Here is a 25,015-nt window from a genome sequence, read left to right on the forward strand (position 1 = left end):
AGAAAGATTTTAATGAAAAAGCTGTTCTTAGTATTTGTCCTCTTCGTCAGCGGACTGGCTGCCGCCCAAACTGCAAAGGAAATCATCAGTCAGAACATCGAACGCTCCGGCGGATTAACCAACTGGAAGTTACTAAACTCTACCATTCTGCAAGGCAAACTTACCTTAGGAATCAAAGATGAATATCCGATCAAGATCTATCAGCAAAGGCCCAATCTTACCAAAACCACCATCGTCATCAATAAGAAAAAAACCGCAATTGAAGGGTTTGATGGTAAAAAAGGCTACGCGATGAATTATGCGGCCAATAAACTCCAGGAATATCCTAATTATACGCCCGAAAGTTTCGATACAGATTTTATAGACTGGGAAGCCAAAGGTTTTGAGGCAAAATATCTGGGCAAAGAAAAAATCGGCAATACCTACACACATAAGGTAGAACTTACAAAAAACGTGAACAAAACACTTTATTACTTCGATACAAAAACCTACATGCTGATAAAAGAAATAAAGAATGATGAAACGTTGCAGTACAGCGATTACCGCAATGTTGGCGCGCTGATGATGCCCTTCCGTATAGAGGCTTCTTCGGCAAAGAAAGACAGCGATTATGTGATTACGCTTTATAAAATCGAGACCAATAAAGTTCTTCCACCCAATACATTCAAGTTTTAAGAAAAACACCTTTACCGATGAAAAAGATATTCATATTCCTGCTGGCCGCCGCGGCTTTCGTACAAAACTGTACCAATCACAAACAGGAGATCTCACAGGATAAAAATACAGCCATGAAAAGCATCCACGATTTTAAAGTAGGAAGTCTGGACGGTAATGAAATTGATTTTGCAGACTTCAAAGGGAAAAAAATACTGATTGTAAACACAGCATCAGCGTGTGGATTCACGCCACAGTACGCCGATCTCGAAGAAATTTCAAAGAAATACAGCGATAAAGTAGCCGTTGTAGGTTTTCCGGCGAACAATTTCGGCAATCAGGAGTCGGGTACCAATGAGGAAATTGGTGCTTTCTGCCAAAAAAATTATGGTGTCACCTTTCCGATGGCCGCCAAGGTATCGGTGAAAGGCGATGACATAGCGCCTGTCTTTAAATATCTGACGGATAAAGACCTCAATGGCGTAAAGAACACGACTATTTTGTGGAACTTCACCAAATTTTTGCTTGATGAAAACGGGCGGCTTATCGATACGTTTGTAAGTACCACTAAACCCACCGATGAAGCGATTGTGAAATATTTCCGCTAAAGGGTTTTCAACGGTAACGCTGGTGCTCTTTATTCTTTGTGAATAACTTCGTTACAGGCTTTAAAAAGTTTTTATATTTCTCAATATCAAACAGTTGCGAATCTGTCAGCGCTTTGTAGGTCAGCCACACACCGAACGGGAACAGTACCATATTTGGCAGCCATGAGGCAAGATAAGGATCTATTTCGCCCGCCCAAGCCATGTTCTCTACGGAGAGATTCAGCACGTAGAAAATAATGAAGATGATGATCGCGATCACTACCGGCAATCCCAAACCACCCTTCCGGATGATGGAGCCAAGACTGGCGCCTATGAGGAAGAATATCAGGCACGTTACTGAATACGCGAAGATCCGCTGTTGGTACATTACCACACGCGAAAAATAAGAGTGCAAATCTTTTACCTGTGATTTTTTACCCGCATTCAGTTGCTTTATCCCTTCAATTTTACTGTAAGCGCTGTACAGCAGTTCTTGTTTCTGTTCTTTTTTCAGTGAAGTGATGGCGGGCGGCGCCTTTGGTGGTACAGGCGATTTCACTCTGTCGATATAGCCTACATAGCCGTTTGTATGATTGATGACTTCATTGCTGAGGTTGCTGAGGATATTGTGGTTTTCCTTTTTTGTTTTATCAATGGTAGAATTCAACTGTAAAAAGTGCTGAAACGAGTAATCATCGGTAATCTGTTCCGCTTCCAGGGCTTTGTTGATGATATCAGAAATATTAAAATGCGACACCAGCGTATCAAATTTTATGGCCTGGTCGGGTTGTTTCAACCGCTGGTTGTAATCTACATTACCGATATTATCTTCATAAATATGTCCGTTGAATAGAACAAGTTTAAGGTAATTTCTGTTTTCAGCAGGCACGAATTTCCCTTTTTCAGCAACAATCGATTGTTGGTTCTCGTAGGAATTGGCCATTTTGTGGATGAAGACACCATCCAGGTTTTCACCGCTTTCGCCACTTATTTTATCGAATTTTACACTGTATCCGGGGATTTGCTGAATAAACTGTCCAGGCGCGAAATTCAGTGCAGGTTTGGTGGCAGCAATATTGTAAAGCATGTTTTTGGCTTTCCGCTGAAAATCTGGAATAACGTTGTTAGAAAACAGAAAGAGAAAGAAGGAAAACAAAAAACACACCGCGAATAATGGTGTCATTATTCGGGTGAGCGAGATACCGGCAGCCTTCATCGCCGCAAGCTCATATCGTTCACCAAAATCACCGAAAGTCATGATAGAAGAAAGCAGGATGGTAAGCGGCAGCACGAGCTGCACCACTTTAACCGAAAGATAGGCGAGGAGCTTCAGGATTTCCCAGTAGCTTAATCCCTTGCCGGTGAACTGTGCCAACTGTATCCAAATGATGTTCACCACAAAAATGAAGAACAGCACACTGAAGATGAATATAAAGGGGCCGAAAAATGTTTTGATGACGTAGCCGTCAAGCTTTTTTATCATGCGCCAAATTTACCAAAAAAGCATAGATTTTTACTTTAAAAACAATTAAAACCCTTTCTTTTGAAAGGGCTTTGCAATTTAAAGTTCTGTAATCAGATAGTTTTTATAAAGATTTCTGTCAAAGGAAAACATCGAATTACTGAGTTTTTGATTTTCCTGATAGTTGCTGATGGCAATCACCGATACCGAATTATCGTTACCGAACTGCTCCAGCTTCACCAATTGTTTCCTTGCACCGTTGATAAAGATGTTTACTTCTTTAATACCGTTATTTTTAGTCGGTGTTAGTTTAATATGATCTGCGTTCACACCGTTTACATTTAATTTGCCTACGTATTTCACATTGTAGCCTTTTTTATATTCCTCAATATAACTTAACGGAGAAAACATCTGCCCGCTGCCGTTTGGTCTTGCGATGGTGACTTCCTGGTCTTCGGCAGAAATATTATAGACTTTATTCCCGTCAAAAATCTGCTCAGTTCCCATGATTTTCAATTTATATTTGTCTTTGGCTGAGTAAAAAATGCCGGGCTCTGTTTTGGTTACGGTACGTCCGTTGCCGGTTCCGTACACAAACTTGAAGTAAACATTGTTTTTCGACTTATAATTATTGGCTACCGCGTCTAGTAAATTTTTAGCTTTCGCATCAATTTTTTGGGCCGATAAAGTAAGGGAAGCACCTAAAATAAATATTCCGAGGGTAAATTTTTTCAATATGTTTTTCATTCTTTTTATTTTTTTGATGAAGTTTTTAAGATAAAGTTAAACTCTTGTTTAAAGTTCAAAATTATTTGCGCATTTCTTCCAAAAACTGTTCCAATGAATGAAGGTCGCCAATCATCACTTCTCGTGCTTTTGCCCCATTGAAGCTGCCTACGATGCCACAAGCCTCCAGCTGGTCTATGATGCGGCCGGCACGGTTGTACCCAAGTTTCAGTTGACGCTGAAGCATTGAGGTGGAGCCTTGCTGGGTAGATACAATGATTCTGGCCGCTTCTTCGAAGAGAGCGTCTTTTTCATTAGGATCGAAGGCCGCCGTGCTGCTGGTATTATCGTCACCTGAGTATTCTGGCAGCATAAATGCCGACGCATAACCTTTTTGGGCTCCTATGAATTCCGCAATTTTCTCCACTTCCGGTGTGTCCACGAATGCGCATTGAAGGCGCAGAATCTCGTTTCCATTAAAATAAAGCATGTCGCCTTTACCAATCAGTTGGTCTGCCCCGGGAGAATCAAGGATCGTACGTGAATCTACGCTCGAAATCACACGGAACGCCGCTCTGGCTGGGAAGTTGGCTTTAATCATACCAGTAATTACGTTCACCGAAGGGCGCTGTGTGGCTACAATTAAGTGAATTCCGACAGCTCTCGCAAGTTGCGCAAGTCTGGCGATTGGCAATTCGACTTCTTTACCCGCGGTCATAATCAAATCCGCAAATTCATCCACAACCAAAACAATATAAGGCAGGTAGCGGTGGCCGTTTTCAGGATTCAGTTTTCTTTCACTGAATTTTTTATTGTATTCCTTTAAGTTTTTGCAGAAGGCATTTTTAAGCAAATCATACCGCTGATCCATTTCTACACAAAGTGAATTCAAGGTGTTGATTACTTTATGCGTGTCGGTGATGATTGCGTCATCGCCATCCGGCAGTTTAGCCAGATAATGTCTTTCGATTTTTGAATACAGTGAAAGTTCCACTTTCTTCGGATCTACCATCACGAATTTCAGTTCGCTCGGATGTTTCTTGTAGAGTAGGGAAGTCAGGATTGCGTTGATACCGACAGATTTTCCCTGTCCGGTAGCCCCGGCCATCAGCAAATGCGGCATTTTGGCGAGGTCGGCCATGAAGATTTCATTAGAAATCGTTTTTCCGAAAACCACCGGCAGATCCATGTCCGTATTCTGGAATTTCTGCGAGGCGATAACACTCCGCATAGAAACCATCGAAGGATTTTTCCGCGGGACTTCAATACCGATGGTGCCTTTTCCGGGCATCGGCGCGATAATTCTAATGCCTAAAGCCGAAAGGTTCAGCGCAATGTCATCCTGAAGTTTTTTAATGGATGCCACGCGGATTCCGGCTTCGGGAACAATTTCATAAAGAGTAACCGTAGGACCCACGGTCGCTTTGATTTCAGCGATACCTACATTAAAGTTTTTAAGTAAGCCAACGATTTTGTTCTTATTTTCCTCGAGTTCATCACGGTTGATGGCGATTTCGGTGTTACCATAATCTTTCAGCAATTCAACAGGCGGCATCTGGAAGGTCGCCAGGTCTAGTTTGTGATCGTACAGGCCGTGTTTTTGTACCAGTTGTTGCGACTTATCATCGCTGTCATCGTAATCATCCGCAGTTTGGGCGACTTCTACCTTAAAATCAAATTCATCCTGTGTATTGGGTAAAACAGGTTCAGGTTTTAGGTTCAGAGTGATGCCGGCATCTTCGGTAACTGTAATCTTAGACGGATTGTCCTCAAAAGAAGTTTCATTTGGCGTTTTTATCGGCTCGATTTCCGTAGATATTTCCACTGGCGGAAATCCTTTTACCGCAACTTCGGTGGGTGGTATTATTTTAGGCTCGGGCATCGCCTCCGGATTTTCATGTCGTGCTTCTTCTACGATAGCTTCCAGTTCTTCATCTGCCTCGAAGTTTTCGGCAGATTTGGGCATCAAAGATTTTACGCGACCGATGGTATTGTCATTCAGGTCACTTAGTTTGTTTTTTACGTTATTAGGATTCAGATTAAATTCTAATATGAAATACAGCGCAATACTTACGAAAAGTACCAACCACAGACCGGCCGTGCCAATTACCGCATTAAGGAAATCCATAATCTGGAAGCCGTAAACACCACTCAGTACGCCTTGTCCTTGGGTGATTGCGCCCATAAAAATCGGCAGCCAACAAATAAAAAACAAAGAATGGCCAATGGTCTTCCATGGTTTGAAGTAGTTTTTCTTCATGATGATCATGGCACACACGAAAAACAGGAATGCCACTACAAAACCTGCCACCCCTATACTTTCGAAAATAAACATATTACCCAGCCAGTCGCCCACCTTACCAAAAATATTCGAGGATTGTACCGACTTATCGAGCATGGTACCGGCCTGGCTTTGATCTGCCTGCCAGTTCATGAGGTACGAAATAAATGAAAAGGTGAGCACCACCGAAACCACCAAGAAGAGTATCCCAAAAAATATCCGTGGTTTAGATAGGGTTTTGCTTTGCGCAAGTGCTTTTACAGAAGCGTTTTTTGTGTTTTTTTCCATAAAATGAATGTGGGCAAATTTAAAAATAAAATTTAAGAATTTTTCTGCAATGGCATTTGAAATATTAACTTGTTTTTGCTAAATGCCACTGTTTTTTAAAACTTAATGGAAGGTGGCATCTATTAAAAATAACAGAAGTTTTCAATTTAAAATCTCCTTCGGAATGCTATTTGAATTTCATTAAAAATCACAAAATACCATACTATGGATAACAACAATTTCAAGAAATCCCAGGACTTCAATAACCCCGAACGTAATCTAGACAACAATCCCGATTACAACGAAGAGAACAACGCCACTGAAAATCCCCAGGCACGTATCAAGGATGATAGAAACCCAGAAATCACCCAAGAGAATTTTGTAAAAGATGCCGAGAATGCCATACCTCCACGCGCATGGGAAGACCAGCAGAAAGCCTACAACGATGCCTGGGAGAACAATAAAAACCAGCAACTGGGCGAGGAAATGTAAAATTTAAACCTTAATAAAATAAAGATATGGCACCCGAAAATAACAGAAGCGAACAGGACCAGAGGCTACGCGACATGGATTACAGCCCTGAAAACGACATTTTCAACCAGGAAGAACACGTACCGATCGACGGTGATGGCAATCCGATTTTAGACGAAACCCCACCGGTGACCGACGTTGGCGATATTTTGGATGTTCCTTTGCCCGAGGATGAAGAGGGTGTGGTGATGGATGGCGTAGGACCGGAAGATGAGGAAAACGATTTCTACAGTCTGAGCGACAATGCAGACGACCATGAATCGGACAATGATGATATCCTTGGATAAATTTAAGACCAAAAATACCTTCCCGCCTTGCGCGGGATTTTTTTATGCTTATTTTTGAAGCTAGACAGATAAGCTTAAAGTAAAAAATGCATATGACCTTTCAGGATCAAATCAGACAGGGGATTCCCGCCGAACTTCCTCAGCCAAAGCCTTACGATACATCCATTAATCACGCGCCGAAACGCAAAGAAATTCTGACCGACGAAGAGAAAAAACTCGCGCTGAAAAATGCTTTACGTTATTTCGAACCGAAATTCCATGCAGAATTATTGCCGGAATTCAGGGAAGAACTGGAAAAATATGGCAGGATTTATATGTACCGTTTCCGTCCGGATTACGAGATGAAAGCGAGAGACATTGCAGAGTATCCCGGAAAATCTGAACAGGCCAAAGCCATCATGCTGATGATTCAGAACAACCTGGATTATGCCGTAGCACAACATCCACACGAACTGATCACGTATGGTGGAAACGGAGCCGTGTTCTCGAACTGGGCGCAATATCTTCTGACGATGAAGTATCTGTCTGAAATGACGGATGAACAGACCTTAACCATGTATTCCGGGCATCCGATGGGGTTGTTCCCCTCGCATAAAGACGCCCCGAGAGTCGTGGTGACGAACGGCATGATGATCCCGAATTATTCCAAACCCGACGACTGGGAAAAATTTAACGCGTTGGGTGTGACACAGTACGGACAGATGACCGCCGGAAGCTATATGTACATCGGTCCGCAGGGAATTGTACACGGGACAACGATTACGGTTCTGAATGCTTTCAGAAAAATCAATAAAGAACCCAAAGGCGGGTTGTTTGTAACTTCAGGTTTGGGCGGAATGTCTGGAGCTCAGCCAAAAGCTGGAAATATCGCAGGTTGCGTTACCGTCATTGCAGAAGTGAATCCGAAGATTACAAAAATTCGTCACGATCAAAATTGGGTCAACGAAATCCATGAAGATCTGGATGAACTGGTTGCAAGAGTGCGAAAAGCGCAGGAAAATAAAGAAGCGGTTTCGCTGGCTTACCTCGGAAATGTGGTGAACGTCTGGGAGAAATTTGATGAAGAAAATTTAAGGATCGATATTGGTTCAGACCAGACTTCGCTTCACAATCCGTGGGCGGGCGGTTATTATCCGGTTGATGTGACCTTTGAAGAATCCAATGCGATGATGGCAGAAAACCCTGAATTATTCAAAGGAAAAGTTCAGGAAACCTTGCGAAGACACGCTTCAGCCATCAACAGACACACCGCGAAAGGAACCTACTTTTTCGATTACGGGAATGCTTTTTTGCTGGAAGCATCAAGAGCCGGAGCTGATGTCATGGCAGCAAAACCGACTTTGGGGAGAGAGTTCAGATATCCTTCCTACGTGCAGGATATTATGGGACCGATGTGTTTTGATTATGGTTTCGGGCCGTTCCGTTGGGTCTGCACGAGCGGAAAACCTGAAGATTTAAAGAAAACAGACGAAATTGCCTGCCGGGTTTTGGAGGAAATTATTAAAAATTCTCCCGAGGAAATTCAGCAGCAGATGAAAGATAATATCACATGGATCAAAGGCGCTCAGGATAACAATCTGGTCGTGGGTTCGCAGGCGAGGATTCTATATGCCGATGCGGAAGGAAGAATGAAAATCGCCGAAGCCTTCAATAAAGCGATTGCCAGCGGAGAGATCGGCGCGGTGGTTTTGGGCAGAGACCATCACGATGTTTCGGGGACGGATTCGCCGTACAGAGAGACTTCCAACATATATGACGGGTCGAGATTTACGGCAGATATGGCGATTCACAACGTAATCGGCGACAGTTTCCGTGGGGCGACCTGGGTGAGTATTCACAACGGTGGTGGCGTTGGCTGGGGCGAAGTCATCAACGGTGGTTTCGGGATGTTGCTCGATGGAAGCGCCGATGCCGACAGAAAATTAAAATCAATGCTGTTCTGGGACGTGAACAACGGCATTTCCCGTCGAAGCTGGGCAAGGAATGAGGGCGCCGTTTTCGCCATCAAGAGAGCCATGGAAGCCGAACCGAATCTGAAAGTGACGCTGCCGAATTTTGTGGATGAGAGTCTTTTTTAATTTGAAAATGAGTTAATTTGAAAATTGGAATATCGGAATTCCCCTCCGGTGGAGGGGTGGCAAAAAATCTTTGATTTTTTGACGGGGTGGTTTACTAAGGCGCACTGTAATTCGCAATGATAAAGTCCTCCAGATCTTTCATCGCAACCGCTAAGTTTTGCTTTACATCCCAGTCGGTGATGCGGAAAACCTTTAGACCCAGTTTTTCCATAAAAGCTGTCCGTACAGCGTCATATTCCTGCTTTGTACCGTGACTAAAACCATCGATCTCAACTACCAGTCCTAAGGTTTTTACATAAAAATCAACGATATAATTACCGATGATACGCTGCCTGTCAAAATCGATACGATGAAAATTGTGGTTTCGCACTTGTTGCCAGAATAATACCTCAGATAAGATTCCTGCCTTTCTTTTTTTCTTTGTTAATGGTACCAGAAGGGGATTATAAGGAAGGTTTTCCACGAAGTTCCGATAAATGATGACGCCATTGATGTGAGTGAGTATTCGTTTTTCAGGCATGCCAATTTTTAAATAAAATTAAGTTTTTTTCGAATGCAGGAACCACCCCGTCAAAAATTCTCCGAATTTTCGCCACCCCTCCAGCGGAGGGGAATTCCCTGGGTTCTAAAGAGAAAGTCTGGATTCAAAGGTTATTTCGCTTAAAAGTTTACAGCAAATTCCCTCAAAATATTCTCACCACATTCTCTATATTTGAATTTTAGAATAAAGATGAACACCTTAAAAGATATTCTCCTAAAACAAACTGGTGTAAAAGTCATCGACGCATCCATCGATTACAAAGATTACGTTGCGTTCGACCTTTCGGCACAACACACCGATGAACTAGATTTAGACCTTACTGATGCTGAAAAATTTGAGGATTTTGTGGAAGAGTATCTTTCAAAAAATCAGGCGAAAGTGGCGTACGGCGGTTATCTCGAAAAGCGCAACCTATATAAAAGGAGTACGAACTTCAACGATGATAATTTAGAAGAACGGAACATCCACATCGGCTTGGATCTGTGGATCAAAGCCGGAACTTCTGTCTTGAGCGCGCTGGACGGAAAAATCCACAGTTTCCAGAACAACACTTTTCTCGGTGATTATGGCCCGACGATCATTTTGGAACACGAAATTGAAGGTTTTACTTTTTACACACTGTACGGACATTTAAGCCTGGAAAGTCTTACAGGAAAAAGGGAAGGGCAACCCGTAAAAAAGGGCGAGAAGATCGCCGAACTCGGTAAACCGCCGGTGAACGGTGATTATGCGCCACATCTGCATTTTCAGATTATTAAAGATATCGAAAGCAAGAAAGGCGATTATCCCGGCGTGTGCAGTTTCAGCGAAGTGGATTTTTACCGCGATAACTGTCCGGACCCGAATTTACTGCTGAAAATTAAGGAGTAAAACTTACTTTGCGCAATTTCTCTTAAACTGTAGAAGATTTATAAGCAAACATTTCAAATATCACCAAAACTCCCCAAACCGGGAGTTTTATTTATTTCATTTAAACACTTTGTGACTCTTATTTCTGCACGAGTAATTTCAGGTCATCAAATTTTTTGAATTTCTTAACTATTTCACACAATCTCAGTATTTTATCCTTTTTCGATAAAGTCTCATCAATCATATCAATAGTAAAATTCAATACTAAAAATTAACATTTAGTACAATAGTTGTCTTGTTGGTTTCAAATTAAAAATATCTACATTATGAAAAATCTTTTGAAACTGTTTGCCGTAGCGTTAATGTTCGGCTTTGTGATGATTTCCTGTGAAGAATCTCGGGATGAAATGCCGAGTTCCGGCAGTATTTATGAACTTGCTTCCCGGGATACGGACCTGTCGAATTTAAAAGCGGCTATAGATAAAGCGGGTTTGGCTACTACACTACAAAGCAGTGGTACTTTTACTGTTTTCGCGCCTTCTAATGCGGCTTTTGCTACCTTCTTGAAAGATAACGGATTCGCCAATCTTGAGGCTGTACCGGTAGCAACACTCAGAGAAATTCTGCTAAATCATGTACCGTCTTTCAAAGTGATAGCGGCAGATGTAACGACTGGATATGTTTCTATGCTTGCCAAAGGTTCGGCTTCGTCTTCCAGAAATATCAGCATGTACATCAATACCTCTTCCGGAGTGAGAATTAACGGTGTTTCTACTGTAACGGCTACCAACATTAGTGCTGACAATGGGGTAATACACAAAGTTGATAAAGTGATTGGTTTGCCGACTGTTGTTACCCAAAAATGTAACGCAGAATGCCATAAACTTTGATGATTTTACTTCGGATCTGGATTTGATTCAGTATGGTCTTTACCTTCAGTCTGCGCGTAAGTTTGCGAACGACCGTTTGCAGGTTTCAGCCGGTTTGCGTTTAGATGCCAGCAATTATTCCGATAATACAGAAAATCCGCTGGAGCAGTTTTCGCCTCGTCTTTCACTGAGCTATAGATTTACCGATCGGTTCGCGTTTAATTTCAACACCGGTATTTATTATCAACTGCCCACTTACACTGCTTTAGGTTTTATTGAAAATGATCTCCTGATCAATAAAAACACACTGAAATACATCAGAAATACCCATATCGTTGGTGGATTTGAATATAACGGTGAAAATAACCTGCGTTTGACCGTTGAAGGATACTACAAGAAATATAAGAACTACCCGTTTTCTCTCAGAAATCAAATTTCACTTGCTAACGTTGGTGGCGATTTTGGCGTAGTGGGCAGCGAACCTTTGGATTCACGTGGTTTTGGCGAAACCTATGGCGTAGAGTTGCTTGCCCAGAAGCGTACGGTAAACAATCTGTACGGTATCATAGCTTATACTTTCGGTTATTCTAAATTTTCTGAATCGAATGGAAATCTTCTGCCATCAAGCTGGGATTCGCGACATATCCTTACTTTAACCGGCGGTAAATATTTCAACAGAAACTGGAATATCGGGGCACGCTTCCGTTTGCAGTCTGGTCTGCCCGAAACGCCGTATGACTTGCAACGCAGCGCTTTGGTAAACATCTGGAACATAGCCAATGGGCCGGTGTCAGATTTTAGCAGGCTCAACAGCGCCCGGGGGAATGTAGCGCACCAATTGGATTTGCGAGCTGAAAAAAATGGGTGTTCAGCAAATGGCAGCTTACCGCGTATGTGGATGTGGTGAACGTGTATGGTTCTGCAAGTCCCAGCGCGTTGCCGGTAGTGAACCTTCAGCGCGATGCCCAGGATAATGGGGTTATTGCCAATCCCACAGCGCCATTGGCAGAACAATATTATCTGCTTGAAACCGGCGAGCAAGACCGTGCGACCACCTTGCCTTACTTCGGGCTTATTTTTGAGTTTTAGAATTTAAAACATCTCCCACTGAAGCACAGTTCTGATAGAGCTGTGTTTTTTATTTCATTGATGTTTGATGTGGTTTAAAACCCATTCTAATTGTATATCTTTTTTCCGAAGGACATCTTCGGAAGATGGCAGAATCTCGTGATGAGGTACAACGCCTTTTTTGGTATGTGAAAACTCGATATTAGGCTGTATCAGCATCAAGCCGATAGGTAACGGAAGTTTAGAGGAAGGCAGTTTTTTAATGGCATAACGGCCTGCCACTGTGCCGTCATTGGCACCGCCGGTTTCTTCGCCTACCAGCAAAGCCTTTTTCTCATATTTCAGTTTTGAGGGCAGGATGGAAGCTGCGGAGAAACTCCCACCATTGATTAATACATAAATCTTACCGCTGAAATGTTCGTCTTTTGGATTTTTAAGCGCGAAGAAACCGTTGTTTCTGAGATAAAAGCGGTCATCTTCTTTCTTAACAGACAATGCAGTGCCCACCAGATAAAAGGGATAGCCCACAATCGCCAAAGGTTTCAATACCAATGGGAATTCTGACAGATAGCGTGCCTCAAACATGGAGGTGCGGGAGGTTACTTCGATATCTTTGATAAACTCAAAACGGTCTGACACTAGATAAGAATACAGATTATTGATTTCGGCCAGCGAACCACCGAAATTTTCGCGGATATCGAGAATCAGGTATTTGGCCCCGCGTTTCTTTATTTCTGAAAAACTTTCCTTGTAGAACTTCATGGAATGCCTTCCTGAAAAAGTCTTTATTCTCATGTAAGCGATGCTGCTGTCGGCTGATAAAAAACGCAGTTCGCGGTTATAGCTTTTGGTAGTAGGGTTGTAATCCTTGGTTTTTCCTTTTTCGGTGTTTAGGATCTTTCGCTCGGCGGCCTCTTCTTTCTTTCTTGTTTTGGTGGTTATGGCTTCACGTTTCAGATAGAAGTGATGCAGGGTGTCGCAATATTTGGTCACTAGTTTTACGCTGTCGGAAATACCATATTCAGTAGTGAAATAGGTAGGCCAGCGGCGGGCAAGTATATATTTCTGAAAGGTGGTGTTTTCGCCGTCACTGTTGGTGAGTTGGCGGTATTTCTGTAACATTTCGGTTACAGGCAAGTCGTTTATCTTCAAAATTTCAGTCCCGGTGTTCATGTTTGCAACACGCTCTGGGTTGTCTGTAACGATGAGTCGCGACCCATCTACCAGATAACTGAAACGGCTGAACAGCCCGCGTTGGTTTTTTAACCTCCGGATTTCCTTTTGTGTAAGCCTTTTCTGAAGTGGCACCAGCCGCAGATGCGCTTCCTTTATTTCGGCAATTACCGGTGCCAGTTTCCAGAAAAAGTCATTGGGTTTCAAAGGTTGGTTGATGGTAGATTTCAGGCTGTCGAACTTGTGATCGAGTTCCGGGCGGTCAATATACCAAAACAGTTGCGGATGTAGCCGTTGTAGGTTTTTGTACGCGAAATCTACATCGTCTTTTAGTTGTTCGGCAGCAACAGGAGTTTCAATTTTTTCATTGTATCTTTTTACAGAAACACACGATGTGATGATGAATATAGGGAGAACGACAAGTAAATATTTTTTCAAAATCCGGAATTTTTCTAAAAATATAAAAAATAACGTTTCTACATAAAAAAACACCGCCAAAAAGCAGTGTTTTGTAATATTTGACTTGAAAATTATCCGAGTACGGTAACCGAATTCTCAAGCATTTGATAGATAGCGTCGCGTCCGTTTTCTGGTTTTACATTTACCGCACGGGTACCGTTGAAATGCAGGCAGGTAATGTAACCAAGTTGGGCAGCGTCCAGACAGGTGAATTTCACACAATAATCAAGTGCGAGGCCTACAATTTCCAGCAACTGTATATCATGGTATTTCAAGAAATCATCAAGGCCAGTTTTTACAAAATGGTTGTTATCCTGAAAACCGCTGTAGCTGTCGACTTCGCTATTTTTACCCTTCTGTATGATGTGGGTTACTTTCTCGCGGTTCAGGTCTTTATGAAACGCTGCTCCGAAAGTTCCCTGTACACAATGGTCGGGCCACATAAACTGTGGTACGCCGTTCAAGTTGATGGTTTCGCCAACTTTTTTCCCGTTGTTTGACGCGAAGCTTTTATGGTCAGCAGGATGCCAGTCTTGGGTAAGGACAATTTGGTCGTAATGGTTTTCTTCCATCAATCCGTTGATATAAGGAATGATTTCCTGTGCTCCGGGCACCGCCAACGCGCCACCTTCACAAAAATCGTTCTGTACGTCGACAATAATTAGGGCTTTTTTCATGTATGTATGAGGGTTTTTAATTTTACTGCTGCCAGCTTTCAGCAGCTTTGGTATTGATATTGTAAATTTACAAAAACCATAACGCAAAATTACAGCCAAGCATTGTAATGCGCCAAATAGTCAATCACCAAAAACTAATATATGAATCTCGCCGAGGATAAAAAGTATCCGATTGGGCAATTTGTTCAGCCCGAAAACATCAATGATACGGAACTTGATCTATACATACAGACTTTGAAATATTTCCCATCAAGGCTAAAAGCACTGGTGGTAAACTGGACAGATGAACATTTGGATACGCAATACCGTGAATGCGGCTGGACGGTGCGGCAACTCATTAGTCATCTTGCCGACAGTCACATGCAAAGTTTCATCGCATTTAAACAGGCTTTAACCGAGGAAAACCCAACCATATCCCCATTTGATGAACACAAATGTGCCGAATTGCAGGACAGTAGGAATGAGCCAGTCAAAGCACCTTTAATGATATTAGAGGGTGTACACTGTCGGTGGGTTCACCTTCTTAAAACCATGACGAATAAAGACTTCGATCGTACTTATTATCACGCTCGCCGTAAGGAGACGTGCACATTGCGGAATGATACCGTATATTATTCCTGGCACTGCGACCATCACTTTGCACACCTTGAAAAACTGAAGAAAGAAAAGAATTGGGCGTGAGAAGATCTCTTGAACGGCCAGCTGATTTGGCAGAAATTATACAGCGTATTTACCAACTCACCGAACATTCATCAAAACGGTGGGGCCGCATGTCTTGTGCACAGATGATGGTACACTGTAAAAGAATCTTAGAAGTCGGTACAGGCAAAACAGTTTTGCCGGAAACGCCCGCCATCATCAGGGTTTTGGGGATCTGTGCTAAAAAGGAAATACTGTTTTTCAACAACGGTATCCCACGCAATATGCCAACGTATGGCGTGGTAAAATTAAAAGAAAGTTGTAATTTTGAAGAATCCAGGGCAGACTTACTGATCGCGCTGGAGGAATTTGTAAAAGCCCTGAAACGAGACGAACTAATCCCAAAACATGCACTTTTTGGCGAAATGTCGAAGCAGCACTGGGGGTTTTTACAGTACAAACATCTAAATCATCATTTAAAACAATTTGGCGTATGAGTTTTTTTAATAAAATATTCGGCAATTCTGACAGTACGGAATCAACAGTCCCTAGTTTCTGGAAATATATAGAGTCCGAGGCAGATCTGCAAAAAGCGGTAGAAGAATCCGCCAGTCAAAAAGTGGTAATTTTTAAACATTCCACCCGCTGTTTCATCAGCCAAACCGTCCTGAAGAATTTTGAAAAAGAAGTGGAGCAATCTGATAAAGAAGTGTCTTATTATTTCCTGGATTTGATTTCGTACCGTAATTTATCAAATAAAATCGCCGATGACTTTAACGTGACTCACCAAAGTCCGCAGCTTATTGTTTTGGATAAAGGAAGGGCTGTAGCTGATGCCTCACACCAAAGCATATCCGTATCATTAATTTAACCGAAAAACTATGCAGAATATTGAAAGCTACCTATCGGAAATTCTGGAACTGCCCCAGGAGGCGGTAAACCTTTGCAGTAGCCATTACCTACGGAAAATAGTAGCAAAAAATGAGTTTTTGCTGCGGGAAGGCGAGGTTTGCAAAGGTACTTATTTCGTAGAGAAAGGCTTGCTGCGTATGTATTCTATTGATAAAAACGGGAAAGAACACATCATTCAGTTTGCGCCCGAAAAATGGCTTATTTCTGACAGAAGTTCGCTGCACTTCAACGAAAAATCCCAATATTTTATCGAAGCGGTAGAAGACAGTGAAGTGCTGGAATTGCGGAACGATTTTTTTTCAAACATCAACGCGGCTTTTCCCAATACAATAGAAAATAACGATCTGCTGTTGCAAAAACATATCCGCAGTCTGCAGAACCGGGTAAACTCTTTACTGGCAGATACCGCAGAAGAGCGTTATATGAGTTTCATTAAAATGTATCCTGACATCCTGCAACGTGTGCCACAGTGGATGGTGGCTTCTTACCTTGGCATTACCCCCGAAAGTCTGAGCCGTGTACGAAAGGAACTGGCCAAGAAAAACTTTCAAACTTCATAAATTAAAAAAGGAATCTGTATAACAAATTCCTTTTTTTGATTATTTCCCTAAATAAGACTTCAAAATCTTACTTCTGGTATTATGCTTAAGCCTTTTGATCGCTTTTTCCTTGATCTGGCGTACCCGTTCTCTGGTAAGGTCGAAGGTTTCACCAATTTCTTCCAAAGTCATAGGATGCTTCCCGTTCAGGCCGAAATAAAGACGAACCAGGTCAGCCTCACGCTGGGTAAGGGTTTGCAAGGCACGTTCAATTTCAATCTGAAGAGATTCCAGCATAAGGTCTTTATCCGGACTTGGTGATTCACCGGAGCGTAAAACGTCATAAAGGTTAGAATCTTCACCTTCTACCAAAGGAGCATCCATTGATAGATGACGGCCAGAGTTTTTCATGGATTCCTTGATGTCATCCTCGCTCATATCCAACACTTCGGCCAGTTCTTCTGGGGATGGCGGACGTTCGTTTTCCTGCTCCAGATGCGCGTAAGCCTTGTTAATTTTATTGATGGAGCCAATCTTGTTAAGCGGCAGCCTCACGATCCTCGATTGTTCTGCAAGTGCCTGTAGGATAGACTGGCGGATCCACCATACAGCGTAGGAAATGAATTTAAAACCTCGGGTTTCGTCGTATCTCTTAGCGGCTTTCATTAATCCCAGGTTTCCTTCGTTAATCAGGTCGGGAAGGGAAAGCCCCTGGTTTTGGTATTGTTTACTCACCGACACTACGAAACGCAGGTTGGCTTTAATAAGTTTTTCAAGAGCAACGCGGTCACCGGCGCGTATTTTCTGTGCCAGTTCCACTTCTTCATCAGCGGTGATAAGATCTACTTTACCGATCTCCTGGAGGTATTTGTCCAGGGAAGCCGTTTCACGGTTGGTAACCTGCTTGGTAATTTTTAACTGTCTCATGTATCAAATTAAGTCCTCTTTTTGGACTGCATTTTATTATACGATAAAACGTGATAAAAGGTTACAATATTTTAAATAAAACTTAATAAATTTTAAACAGTCATAAGAAAGCGAATCTGTGGTTCGTAAAAAAGGGAGTTAAATAGAAAGTTTTAAATATGCTATGTCACCTAATTATTATGTTTGATGAGGTATTGAAGGATGTGCCAAGTTATCGCGCTGACGGTATTTTTATGAATAAATTATACTGAAGAAGCCTTAGCTTAAATGGTTTTGTAACCTACATTTGTAATAAATTAAAATAATGAAGGCATCACCCATTGTAATCGGTACCATGCGCTGGGGAATCTGGGGCGCTGGCCATTCCCAGAAACAGGTACAGCAACTGATTGAAACCGCGTTAACACACCAACTCACTACCTTCGATCATGCGGATATTTACGGCGATTACACCACCGAAAAACTCTTCGGTGAAGCTTTTTCGCAGATGGGTGTCGCAAGAGAAACCGTTCAGTTCATCAGCAAATGCGGCATCGAAATGCCATGCGGTAACAGAGATTATGAGGTAAAAGCATACAATTATTCACGCAGGCATATCATCGCGTCAGTTGACCAAAGCCTTCGGAATCTGAAAACGGAATATCTTGATGTCTTGCTGCTGCACCGCCCGTCACCATTACTAAACCCACATGAAGTCGCCGAAACTTTTGAGATTTTGAGGCAACAGCAAAAAGTAAAACATTTCGGAGTCTCTAATTTTTCTGTAAGTCAGTTTAATATGCTGGATGCGTTTTTTCCGCTGATCACCAATCAGATAGAGGTGTCAGTAACCGAAACCAGCGCTTTCTACAACGGTACGCTCGATCAGTTGATGGAACGAGCTCTTAGGCCGATGGCTTGGGGCGTACTTGGCAATTATTTTACACAAGAAACGCTACAGAACAAAAGGATAGCAGCCGTACTGCCGGCCTTATGTGATAAATATGAAGCAAATGAAAACCAGTTACTGCTGGCCTTCCTGCTGCGGCATCCTTCGCGAATCCTTCCTGTAATCGGGACTTCACGCCATGATAAAATTGAAGAACTTGCGCAAAGTCTCTCACTAGAAATGGAGCATGAGGATTGGTTCAGATTGTTGCAGGCCTCCCGTGGATACGAGGTAGAGTAAGAAAAAGCTCAAAAAGTTGCTATATTCAATTAATATCGTATCTTGCACCCGTTTTTATATCCGAATTCACTATGTTCATCATCGTTGAATTTCTTTTATAATTTCAACTATTATTAATTTTTAATTTTTTTTTAAGATGAACATTTTTGTTTCAAACATCAATTACGCAACAAGAGAAGAGTCTCTACAGGATTTATTTTCTGAGTACGGAGACGTTTCTTCCGCTAAAATCATCCTAGACCGTGAGACTGGTAGATCCAGAGGTTTCGGATTCGTAGAAATGAGTGACGAAGACGGTAAAAACGCTATTGAAGCGCTGAACGGTAAAGAATTGGACGGAAAGGAACTTAACGTTTCTGAAGCTAAGCCAAGAGAAGACAAGCCAAGAAGAAACTTCGATAATAACCGCGGTGGTGGTTACGGAGGAGGAAATCGTGGTGGTGGTTACGGTGGTGGAAACCGTGGCGGATCTAACTGGTAAGATTTCTTATATAAATAAGGATATAGCGGCTTTTTATAAGGCCGCTTTTTTATTGTGACTTTATCTCAGTCGCCGGAACAGCATGTAGCCACCGTTATAATAAATCTGTTCGCGTGGTGTTTTCTCTAGCGTGATTTGGTCAAAGATGATTTTTATCTCATAATTTCCCGTTTTTTTACTCACTGTTAATTCCGGAAGGGTGATGCGTCCTGGTTTATCGCGATGAGTTTTCACTGTTTGCCTGATATAGGGCATGACATCCCATGTTTCCTTTGAATTGATTATAATTTTAAGTTCAGGGTTTGGCAAACCATTTACACTTCTTATTTTTAGATGATCATTATTGATGTTAAACATCTTTTCTTCATAGAAATCTGAAAATCTTAGTAAATAATCGTAACCTTCAATCGCTTGCAAATGAGGTTCGGCTATAATTTCAACCCTCTGTGAATCAGTAGGACTTATGGTTTTATAGGTGTTTTTAAATAAAGTAAGGAATTGCTGCTGAAGGATATAATGAGTTTCTTTAGTATAAGCTTTGCGGATTTCGTGCTGCTGCTTTGGGGGTAATAAACTCAGGACGAGTGTTTTCTGTCCACGATCCGAAAGATAGGCCATTTTGTCGGAGATTTCTGTCGCCACGGTATCTGCGGTCTTGCGCTCGAAATCGATGGTTGTCCCTGAGATCAGTTCGTTGCTTCTTAGCAGGTCGTTCAGTTCGTTTTTCTGACTCCTGATCGACACGGAGGAGGCATTGAGATAAGGGAAAACCAAAGCAAACAGACCAAAAATGAACAAACTTACCGGTATGAATTTAATAGTAGATTTCCGCACTGATATGAAATACACCATCACCACAGCCAACCACACCGAAACCAGCACCACATAGTAGCGCGGTTCCGTATAGCCGTACGCAACAATACGCGTAAAAATGGCCGTGAAAAGCAGCACCAGTAAAGGGATCAGCGTAAAATAGAATATTTTTGAAAACAGCCTTACCCACGACTTATCGGCCTCTTGCCGGAGCGGATGTACAAGTAAAACGGCTAAAATTCCCAAGATAGCGTAAGCAAGAATCAGATAAGAAACCCATCCGCGTGGCAATTGCCAGTTTATCAGTATCTTACCTGCGTAGAAATAGAGTATCAGCGCATAAATCAGCAGAAGCGGGATAAGGATATACTGCGTGAAGAACTTCAGGACCAATGGATACTCCGTGTTTCTTTCGAGGCTTTGTAGCCCGTCTTCATTAAATAGCAGGAAAATGAAACAGCTGCCAAAGATGCTTAGGAAGTAAAAGATCTGCACATAAATTCGCTCGCTGAAGTTAAAATCAAAAAGTTTATCGACCGCCAGCACGGCCAGTTCTGCGCCACCAGTCAGCACGCCAGCAAACACCGCGGTGAGAAATATATTGATAAACAGATTCTTATTGTATTGCCAAAACTTCAGTTCCTGTTGTTTGCCTAAAAAAGGAATGAATGATACCAGCAGATGCGAAAGGATATAGGTGGGTATCAATAGATAGGCGTACTTTTCGGTAAAATCGCGCTGATGTTCGGGAAGTAGCGCATAGAAAAATAACAGGAAAGCCAGTCCCGTAATGGCGGTTAACATTTGGTGGCCGTGGCGTTGGGCAAACATCTTCAGCGCAAACATCAGCGAAATGCCCAGTAATGCGGTAACAGAAATTTTAATCAACAGAAAGGAATCTGGGCCGTTACTGTACCCACCGGATGCATAACACATCATCGCGATTGCGCCAATCAGTGCCATTAACAGCACAAGCGGGTATTGCTGCACCGCAAGGTGGGTTTTGCCCAAAGTATGTTTGATTTTCTGATGCATGAAAATTTATGACTTGTCTTTCTTCTTTTTCTTTTTGTCTTTTTTCTTAGCCTTTGTCGGGGTAGTGAGTTCTTTCACAAAATCACGGATGTCCTGTTTCTTCTTTTTTTCAGTTTTATGGACGGGTAAGCCTTGGGGCTGCGCCAATTCTGTTGTAGCGGGACTTTCAAGCAGTTTTTGTTCCCTCAGAGTCGCGACCAGCTGTTCAGCGGAATCTTCATAATAATCACGTAACAATTTATGCACCAGAAAAAGACGGTATTCGTCAAACGGAATGGCTACATAATATTTGAAAATCCGGCCTTCCTTTTCAATGCGCAGGAATTTCTTCTCCACCAATATCTTAACAAAGGTAGAAACGGTGTTCTGGTGTGGCTTCGGTTCAGGGTAGCTGGCCATCAGGTCTTTCAGATAGGCGGTTTGTAGCTTCCACATCAGTTGCATCAGTTGTTCTTCGGCTGGCGTTAGGGTATTGATATTCATGGTCTAATGTTGGGTTTGGATGGCGGAATAAAGATAAATAAATGAGACAAAAAGCGCGATGCTGCCGCCCATGAACACTTCTTTCACCGTATGTCGTTTAAGGATAATCCTGGTGATCCCCACTAATGTTGCGATGAGTAACCAAGCAATTCCCCACGTAGTGTCGCGATAAAAAAACAGGGCAGCTACAAATACGTTGAAAGCTGTATGCATGGAGCTTTTAATGTAATAATTGCTGAGTTGCATCACCAGCAATAATACCAGCAGAAATAGCATGATCAGGTCCAAAGTGCCATTTTTTAAATAATCATACAGTAAATACACTACCATAGAGCCGGCGATGAAAAAATAAAGGCTTTTCCTCTGCTGGCGGTTAGAGACATCCATATTACTGTATTTCCCGGTACGCACATTCCACACAAGCCAGATGACGATGGGGAGGACTGTAAGCAGTAAGATCGGTACGAATCTTTCAAATGCGGCCCGTGCGGAATACTCCTCGGCGCTGCTGTACACAAAATAGATGATTAAGGACGTCAGTGGATTGAAGAAGTTTGAAATAATTTTCGACACCGTAAGCACGGCTGGCGGATAGTTTTTTGGCATAAGGATATTCTTCTCCCAAAAGTAGGTTTTTTAAATTATTCTCCTGTACAAATTAATCATCCTATGCTGCCCCGAAGACAAAGATTTTTATTATTTTTGCTGAATATTTCGATACAACATGAAAGAATTTTCAAAAGAAGTGTACCTGCAGTGGTATGAAGAAATGACGATGTGGAGAAGGTTTGAAGACAAATGCCGTTCTCTCTACCTAAAGCAGAAAATCAGGGGATTTTTACATTTATATAACGGCCAGGAAGCCATTCCTGCCGGTTTTGTACATGCGATGGATCTTTCCAAAGACAGCATGATAACCGCCTACCGATGCCATATCCATCCAATGGCGATGGGTGTGGACCCAAAAAGGATCATGGCGGAACTTTGTGGTAAAGCTACAGGGACCTCCGGTGGTATGGGTGGCTCTATGCACATCTTCAGCAAAGAGAAAAGATTTTACGGCGGTCACGGTATCGTGGGAGGGCAAATCCCATTAGGTGCAGGTATCGCATTTGCTGATAAATATTTTGAGACAGGCGGTGTAAACATCTGTTTCTTTGGTGATGGGGCAGCGCGCCAGGGTTCACTTCATGAAACCTTCAACATGGCCATGAACTGGAAGCTTCCGGTAGTATTTGTGGTTGAAAATAACCAGTACGCCATGGGAACTTCTGTAAAGAGGACAGCCAACCATGAAGATATTTACAAATTAGGCTTAGGCTATGAGATGCCATGTCTTCCTGTGGATGCCATGGACCCTGAAAAAGTAGCCGAGGCCGCTTACGAAGCCATCCAAAGAGCGCGCAGAGGTGACGGGCCAACATTCATCGAGGCACGTACTTACCGTTTCCGTGGACACTCGATGTCTGATGCGGAACCTTACCGTACTAAGGAAGAAGTATCTGATTATAAAAAAGATGACCCGATTGAGATCGTAAAACAACGCATCCTGCAGAACAACTGGGCTACCGAAGATGAACTTACCACACTGGATGAAAAATCACGCGACTTCGTGGAAGAATGTGTAGAGTTCATGGAGCAGTCACCGTACCCGGATCCTGAAAAAGTATACGAATACGTGTACGCACAAGAGGATTATCCGTTCGTGGATAAAGTGGAAAACAACTTGAAATAATACAAATATAAAGCAGTATCCTACAGTCTAGGATATCTGCTTTTTGTTTTTAAGATCATACAACTATTTAGCAAACCAAAGAAACTATGGCAGAAGTAATTACAATGCCCCGGCTCTCCGATACAATGACGGACGGGAAAGTGGCCAAATGGCACAAAAAAGTGGGCGATGCCGTGAAGGAAGGAGATATTTTAGCAGAAATAGAAACCGATAAAGCTGTACAGGATTTCGAGTCAGAGTACAACGGAACATTACTTTATATCGGTACCGAAGAAGGCGGATCAGCCCCGGTAGATACCGTACTTGCCGTTATCGGGAAAGAAGGGGAAGATATTTCCTCAATTACCGGTGACCAAAACAACGGGCCTGCCCAGGACATCCCAGAAGAAAACCAGACTGAAAATAACGTGACCGATGTTGAAACTACAGATACCGTAGAAAAAACAACTGAAACAGTGGAAGTTCCTAAAGGGGTGGAAGTTATTACCATGCCTCGCCTTTCAGATACAATGACGGAAGGAAAAGTAGCCAAGTGGCACAAAAACGTAGGCGATGCCGTAAAAGAAGGTGATATCCTTGCAGAAATAGAAACGGATAAGGCCGTACAGGATTTCGAGTCTGAGTACAACGGTAACCTGCTCTACATCGGAACAGAAGAAGGCGGCGCCAGCCCTGTCGATACCGTACTTGCCATTATAGGACCCGCCGGAACTGATGTAAGCGCGATCGTTTCATCAGGTGGTAAAAAAACGACCACTACCGAAAAAGCCACAGCTTCTGAGAAGAAGGAAGAAAAAACAGAACAAGCTCCAGCTACCGCTTCGTCGACCGGTGACCGTATAGCAATTTCTCCACTGGCACGCAAAATGGCCGAAGAAAAAGGGATTGATGTCCATACGCTAAAAGGCAGTGGCGAAAACGGCCGCATCGTTCGTAAAGATATCGAGGGGTACAAGGCGCAGGCAGCCACTGCTTCTACTGAAAATGCCCTGCCTAAAACACAGTCTGCCACCACACAGTCAGCTCCGGTACAGGCATTCATTCAGGGCGAAGATTCCGAAACACCAAATTCTCAGGTAAGAAACATCATCGCGAAAAGACTTTCTGAAAGTAAGTTTACCGCACCGCATTATTATCTGATCGTGGAGGTGGATATGGAAAAATCCATCCAGGCAAGAAAGGAAATCAATACATTGCCGGATACCAAAGTTTCTTTCAATGACATGGTTATCAAAGCCACCGCGATGGCTCTTAGAAAGCATCCACAGGTAAACTCTACCTGGAAAGAGGATAGGATCATCCACCACGGTAACATCAATGTAGGGGTAGCTGTCGCAATCCCGGACGGCCTGGTAGTGCCGGTACTTAAAAATGCCGACCAGATGAACTATAACCAGATTTCCGCCGCCGTGAAAGATATGGCAGGACGTGCCAAATCAAAAGGTTTGAAAGCCAATGAGATGGAAGGTTCTACGTTCTCGGTTTCCAATCTGGGTATGTTTGGTATTGAAACATTCACTTCCATCATCAACCAGCCAAACTCCGCCATCCTTTCCGTAGGTGCTATCGTGGAGAAACCGGTAGTGAAAAACGGACAGATCGTGGTAGGGAATACCATGAAGCTATCCCTTGCCTGCGATCACCGTGTGATTGATGGGGCAACAGGCGCACAGTTCCTTCAGACTTTAAAAACATATCTGGAGCAGCCGCTGACCTTACTTCTTTAATGGTAAATCAATATTAAATAGTCCTCTCAAAGTAAATTTGAGAGGAT

General features: G+C 42.7%; 27 protein-coding genes. 17 read left to right on the top strand and 10 right to left on the bottom strand.

Translation table 11 applies throughout. The features are described 5' to 3' along the window. Positions 1-12: 12 nt before the first annotated feature. Positions 13-675 (top strand): LolA family protein, encoded by a 663-nt coding sequence (locus tag CO230_RS05120; RefSeq protein WP_122027608.1) that lies wholly within the window; start codon positions 13-15, stop codon positions 673-675. Positions 676-692: 17 nt separating this feature from the next. Beyond that, positions 693-1,262, top strand: coding sequence for a glutathione peroxidase (locus CO230_RS05125; protein ID WP_122027609.1), 570 nt, complete (start codon positions 693-695; stop codon positions 1,260-1,262). Positions 1,263-1,269: 7 nt separating this feature from the next. On the opposite strand, the gene CO230_RS05130 is transcribed toward CO230_RS05125, so the two are convergent. The 3 genes from CO230_RS05130 to CO230_RS05140 all read right to left on the bottom strand — a co-directional run bounded on the left by CO230_RS05130 (position 1,270) and on the right by CO230_RS05140 (position 5,998). Further along, the gene (locus CO230_RS05130; RefSeq protein ID WP_122027610.1) at positions 1,270-2,724 is read right to left on the bottom strand and encodes an LptF/LptG family permease; all 1,455 of its coding nucleotides are present in this window, start codon (positions 2,722-2,724) and stop codon (positions 1,270-1,272) included. Between the two features lie 78 nt (positions 2,725-2,802). Next, positions 2,803-3,450 (bottom strand): LolA family protein, encoded by a 648-nt coding sequence (locus CO230_RS05135; RefSeq protein WP_122027611.1) that lies wholly within the window; start codon positions 3,448-3,450, stop codon positions 2,803-2,805. A gap of 61 nt (positions 3,451-3,511) precedes the next feature. Continuing rightward, positions 3,512-5,998 (bottom strand): FtsK/SpoIIIE family DNA translocase, encoded by a 2,487-nt coding sequence (locus CO230_RS05140; RefSeq protein WP_122027612.1) that lies wholly within the window; start codon positions 5,996-5,998, stop codon positions 3,512-3,514. Between the two features lie 204 nt (positions 5,999-6,202). Here CO230_RS05140 and CO230_RS05145 point away from each other — a divergent pair, with 204 nt between their 5' ends. The 3 genes from CO230_RS05145 to CO230_RS05155 all read left to right on the top strand — a co-directional run bounded on the left by CO230_RS05145 (position 6,203) and on the right by CO230_RS05155 (position 8,873). Further along, complete coding sequence (locus CO230_RS05145; protein ID WP_122027613.1) at positions 6,203-6,469, top strand: hypothetical protein; 267 nt, start codon at positions 6,203-6,205, stop codon at positions 6,467-6,469. A gap of 26 nt (positions 6,470-6,495) precedes the next feature. Then, positions 6,496-6,795 carry a hypothetical protein gene (locus CO230_RS05150; RefSeq protein WP_122027614.1) on the top strand — a complete coding sequence of 100 codons (300 nt, stop codon included), beginning with the start codon at positions 6,496-6,498 and terminating at the stop codon, positions 6,793-6,795. Positions 6,796-6,887: 92 nt separating this feature from the next. Continuing rightward, positions 6,888-8,873: a urocanate hydratase gene (locus CO230_RS05155; protein WP_122027615.1), complete on the top strand. Its 1,986-nt coding sequence runs from the start codon at positions 6,888-6,890 to the stop codon at positions 8,871-8,873. 94 nt (positions 8,874-8,967) lie between these two features. Here CO230_RS05155 and CO230_RS05160 read toward each other — a convergent pair whose 3' ends face one another. After that, a complete protein-coding gene (locus tag CO230_RS05160; RefSeq protein ID WP_122027616.1) occupies positions 8,968-9,393 on the bottom strand; it encodes an endonuclease domain-containing protein in 426 nt (141 codons plus the stop codon). A gap of 210 nt (positions 9,394-9,603) precedes the next feature. On the opposite strand from CO230_RS05160, the gene CO230_RS05165 reads away from it, so the two are divergent. The 4 genes from CO230_RS05165 to CO230_RS12355 all read left to right on the top strand — a co-directional run bounded on the left by CO230_RS05165 (position 9,604) and on the right by CO230_RS12355 (position 12,221). Continuing rightward, positions 9,604-10,284 (top strand): peptidoglycan DD-metalloendopeptidase family protein, encoded by a 681-nt coding sequence (locus tag CO230_RS05165; protein ID WP_122027617.1) that lies wholly within the window; start codon positions 9,604-9,606, stop codon positions 10,282-10,284. A gap of 305 nt (positions 10,285-10,589) precedes the next feature. Next, positions 10,590-11,153: a fasciclin domain-containing protein gene (locus CO230_RS05170; RefSeq protein ID WP_228438192.1), complete on the top strand. Its 564-nt coding sequence runs from the start codon at positions 10,590-10,592 to the stop codon at positions 11,151-11,153. Further along, the gene (locus tag CO230_RS05175; RefSeq protein WP_228438193.1) at positions 11,113-12,039 is read left to right on the top strand and encodes a TonB-dependent receptor plug domain-containing protein; all 927 of its coding nucleotides are present in this window, start codon (positions 11,113-11,115) and stop codon (positions 12,037-12,039) included. Before CO230_RS05170 ends, CO230_RS05175 begins: the two co-directional genes overlap by 41 nt. Next, positions 11,997-12,221, top strand: a complete 225-nt coding sequence (locus tag CO230_RS12355) for a hypothetical protein (protein ID WP_228438194.1) — start codon at positions 11,997-11,999, stop codon at positions 12,219-12,221. Before CO230_RS05175 ends, CO230_RS12355 begins: the two co-directional genes overlap by 43 nt. Before the next feature lie 54 nt (positions 12,222-12,275). Here the strand turns inward: CO230_RS12355 and CO230_RS05180 are convergent, their stop codons facing one another. Beyond that, positions 12,276-13,811: a S41 family peptidase gene (locus CO230_RS05180; protein ID WP_162989980.1), complete on the bottom strand. Its 1,536-nt coding sequence runs from the start codon at positions 13,809-13,811 to the stop codon at positions 12,276-12,278. 92 nt (positions 13,812-13,903) lie between these two features. Then, positions 13,904-14,509: a bifunctional nicotinamidase/pyrazinamidase gene (pncA, locus tag CO230_RS05185; RefSeq protein ID WP_122028900.1), complete on the bottom strand. Its 606-nt coding sequence runs from the start codon at positions 14,507-14,509 to the stop codon at positions 13,904-13,906. Positions 14,510-14,650: 141 nt separating this feature from the next. Here pncA and CO230_RS05190 point away from each other — a divergent pair, with 141 nt between their 5' ends. Genes CO230_RS05190 through CO230_RS05205 form a run of 4 tightly spaced genes read left to right on the top strand, consistent with a single transcriptional unit; the run spans position 14,651 to position 16,620 of the window. Further along, positions 14,651-15,190 (top strand): YfiT family bacillithiol transferase, encoded by a 540-nt coding sequence (locus CO230_RS05190; RefSeq protein WP_122027619.1) that lies wholly within the window; start codon positions 14,651-14,653, stop codon positions 15,188-15,190. Beyond that, the gene (locus CO230_RS05195; protein WP_122028901.1) at positions 15,187-15,645 is read left to right on the top strand and encodes a DUF1569 domain-containing protein; all 459 of its coding nucleotides are present in this window, start codon (positions 15,187-15,189) and stop codon (positions 15,643-15,645) included. The genes CO230_RS05190 and CO230_RS05195 overlap by 4 nt, the downstream gene beginning before the upstream one ends. After that, positions 15,642-16,019, top strand: coding sequence for a bacillithiol system redox-active protein YtxJ (gene ytxJ, locus CO230_RS05200; protein WP_122027620.1), 378 nt, complete (start codon positions 15,642-15,644; stop codon positions 16,017-16,019). The genes CO230_RS05195 and ytxJ overlap by 4 nt, the downstream gene beginning before the upstream one ends. Before the next feature lie 10 nt (positions 16,020-16,029). After that, positions 16,030-16,620 carry a Crp/Fnr family transcriptional regulator gene (locus CO230_RS05205; RefSeq protein WP_122027621.1) on the top strand — a complete coding sequence of 197 codons (591 nt, stop codon included), beginning with the start codon at positions 16,030-16,032 and terminating at the stop codon, positions 16,618-16,620. 39 nt (positions 16,621-16,659) lie between these two features. Here CO230_RS05205 and CO230_RS05210 read toward each other — a convergent pair whose 3' ends face one another. Beyond that, positions 16,660-17,526, bottom strand: a complete 867-nt coding sequence (locus CO230_RS05210; RefSeq protein ID WP_122027622.1) for an RNA polymerase sigma factor RpoD/SigA — start codon at positions 17,524-17,526, stop codon at positions 16,660-16,662. A gap of 304 nt (positions 17,527-17,830) precedes the next feature. Here CO230_RS05210 and CO230_RS05215 point away from each other — a divergent pair, with 304 nt between their 5' ends. Next, positions 17,831-18,694 carry an aldo/keto reductase family oxidoreductase gene (locus CO230_RS05215; RefSeq protein ID WP_122027623.1) on the top strand — a complete coding sequence of 288 codons (864 nt, stop codon included), beginning with the start codon at positions 17,831-17,833 and terminating at the stop codon, positions 18,692-18,694. Between the two features lie 136 nt (positions 18,695-18,830). Further along, positions 18,831-19,175 (top strand): RNA recognition motif domain-containing protein, encoded by a 345-nt coding sequence (locus tag CO230_RS05220; RefSeq protein WP_122027624.1) that lies wholly within the window; start codon positions 18,831-18,833, stop codon positions 19,173-19,175. Between the two features lie 60 nt (positions 19,176-19,235). Here the strand turns inward: CO230_RS05220 and CO230_RS05225 are convergent, their stop codons facing one another. Genes CO230_RS05225 through CO230_RS05235 form a run of 3 tightly spaced genes read right to left on the bottom strand, consistent with a single transcriptional unit; the run spans position 19,236 to position 22,112 of the window. Then, positions 19,236-21,023 carry a DUF4153 domain-containing protein gene (locus CO230_RS05225; RefSeq protein WP_122027625.1) on the bottom strand — a complete coding sequence of 596 codons (1,788 nt, stop codon included), beginning with the start codon at positions 21,021-21,023 and terminating at the stop codon, positions 19,236-19,238. Positions 21,024-21,029: 6 nt separating this feature from the next. Beyond that, on the bottom strand, positions 21,030-21,506 hold the full coding sequence (locus CO230_RS05230; protein ID WP_122027626.1) for a BlaI/MecI/CopY family transcriptional regulator: 477 nt from the start codon (positions 21,504-21,506) through the stop codon (positions 21,030-21,032). Between the two features lie 3 nt (positions 21,507-21,509). Then, the gene (locus CO230_RS05235) at positions 21,510-22,112 is read right to left on the bottom strand and encodes a phosphatase PAP2 family protein (protein WP_122027627.1); all 603 of its coding nucleotides are present in this window, start codon (positions 22,110-22,112) and stop codon (positions 21,510-21,512) included. 118 nt (positions 22,113-22,230) lie between these two features. Here CO230_RS05235 and pdhA point away from each other — a divergent pair, with 118 nt between their 5' ends. Then, positions 22,231-23,241 carry a pyruvate dehydrogenase (acetyl-transferring) E1 component subunit alpha gene (pdhA, locus tag CO230_RS05240; RefSeq protein WP_122027628.1) on the top strand — a complete coding sequence of 337 codons (1,011 nt, stop codon included), beginning with the start codon at positions 22,231-22,233 and terminating at the stop codon, positions 23,239-23,241. 86 nt (positions 23,242-23,327) lie between these two features. Further along, positions 23,328-24,968, top strand: a complete 1,641-nt coding sequence (locus CO230_RS05245) for a 2-oxo acid dehydrogenase subunit E2 (RefSeq protein ID WP_122027629.1) — start codon at positions 23,328-23,330, stop codon at positions 24,966-24,968. The last annotated feature ends 47 nt before the right edge of the window (positions 24,969-25,015 follow it).

It is taken from the genome of Chryseobacterium sp. 6424 (assembly GCF_003692615.1).
Lineage (GTDB): Bacteria > Bacteroidota > Bacteroidia > Flavobacteriales > Weeksellaceae > Kaistella.

Excerpts from the sequence above, each read along its gene's own strand:
- CO230_RS05120 (WP_122027608.1), top strand. The coding sequence starts at position 13 with ATGAAAAAGCTGTTCTTAGTATTTGTCCTCTTCGTCAGCGGACTGGCT.
- CO230_RS05125 (WP_122027609.1), top strand. The coding sequence starts at position 693 with ATGAAAAAGATATTCATATTCCTGCTGGCCGCCGCGGCTTTCGTACAA.
- CO230_RS05130 (WP_122027610.1), bottom strand. The coding sequence starts at position 2,724 with ATGATAAAAAAGCTTGACGGCTACGTCATCAAAACATTTTTCGGCCCC.
- CO230_RS05135 (WP_122027611.1), bottom strand. The coding sequence starts at position 3,450 with ATGAAAAACATATTGAAAAAATTTACCCTCGGAATATTTATTTTAGGT.
- CO230_RS05140 (WP_122027612.1), bottom strand. The coding sequence starts at position 5,998 with ATGGAAAAAAACACAAAAAACGCTTCTGTAAAAGCACTTGCGCAAAGC.
- CO230_RS05145 (WP_122027613.1), top strand. The coding sequence starts at position 6,203 with ATGGATAACAACAATTTCAAGAAATCCCAGGACTTCAATAACCCCGAA.
- CO230_RS05150 (WP_122027614.1), top strand. The coding sequence starts at position 6,496 with ATGGCACCCGAAAATAACAGAAGCGAACAGGACCAGAGGCTACGCGAC.
- CO230_RS05155 (WP_122027615.1), top strand. The coding sequence starts at position 6,888 with ATGACCTTTCAGGATCAAATCAGACAGGGGATTCCCGCCGAACTTCCT.
- CO230_RS05160 (WP_122027616.1), bottom strand. The coding sequence starts at position 9,393 with ATGCCTGAAAAACGAATACTCACTCACATCAATGGCGTCATCATTTAT.
- CO230_RS05165 (WP_122027617.1), top strand. The coding sequence starts at position 9,604 with ATGAACACCTTAAAAGATATTCTCCTAAAACAAACTGGTGTAAAAGTC.
- CO230_RS05170 (WP_228438192.1), top strand. The coding sequence starts at position 10,590 with ATGAAAAATCTTTTGAAACTGTTTGCCGTAGCGTTAATGTTCGGCTTT.
- pncA (WP_122028900.1), bottom strand. The coding sequence starts at position 14,509 with ATGAAAAAAGCCCTAATTATTGTCGACGTACAGAACGATTTTTGTGAA.
- CO230_RS05190 (WP_122027619.1), top strand. The coding sequence starts at position 14,651 with ATGAATCTCGCCGAGGATAAAAAGTATCCGATTGGGCAATTTGTTCAG.
- ytxJ (WP_122027620.1), top strand. The coding sequence starts at position 15,642 with ATGAGTTTTTTTAATAAAATATTCGGCAATTCTGACAGTACGGAATCA.
- CO230_RS05205 (WP_122027621.1), top strand. The coding sequence starts at position 16,030 with ATGCAGAATATTGAAAGCTACCTATCGGAAATTCTGGAACTGCCCCAG.
- CO230_RS05210 (WP_122027622.1), bottom strand. The coding sequence starts at position 17,526 with ATGAGACAGTTAAAAATTACCAAGCAGGTTACCAACCGTGAAACGGCT.
- CO230_RS05215 (WP_122027623.1), top strand. The coding sequence starts at position 17,831 with ATGAAGGCATCACCCATTGTAATCGGTACCATGCGCTGGGGAATCTGG.
- CO230_RS05220 (WP_122027624.1), top strand. The coding sequence starts at position 18,831 with ATGAACATTTTTGTTTCAAACATCAATTACGCAACAAGAGAAGAGTCT.
- CO230_RS05225 (WP_122027625.1), bottom strand. The coding sequence starts at position 21,023 with ATGCATCAGAAAATCAAACATACTTTGGGCAAAACCCACCTTGCGGTG.
- CO230_RS05230 (WP_122027626.1), bottom strand. The coding sequence starts at position 21,506 with ATGAATATCAATACCCTAACGCCAGCCGAAGAACAACTGATGCAACTG.
- CO230_RS05235 (WP_122027627.1), bottom strand. The coding sequence starts at position 22,112 with ATGCCAAAAAACTATCCGCCAGCCGTGCTTACGGTGTCGAAAATTATT.
- pdhA (WP_122027628.1), top strand. The coding sequence starts at position 22,231 with ATGAAAGAATTTTCAAAAGAAGTGTACCTGCAGTGGTATGAAGAAATG.
- CO230_RS05245 (WP_122027629.1), top strand. The coding sequence starts at position 23,328 with ATGGCAGAAGTAATTACAATGCCCCGGCTCTCCGATACAATGACGGAC.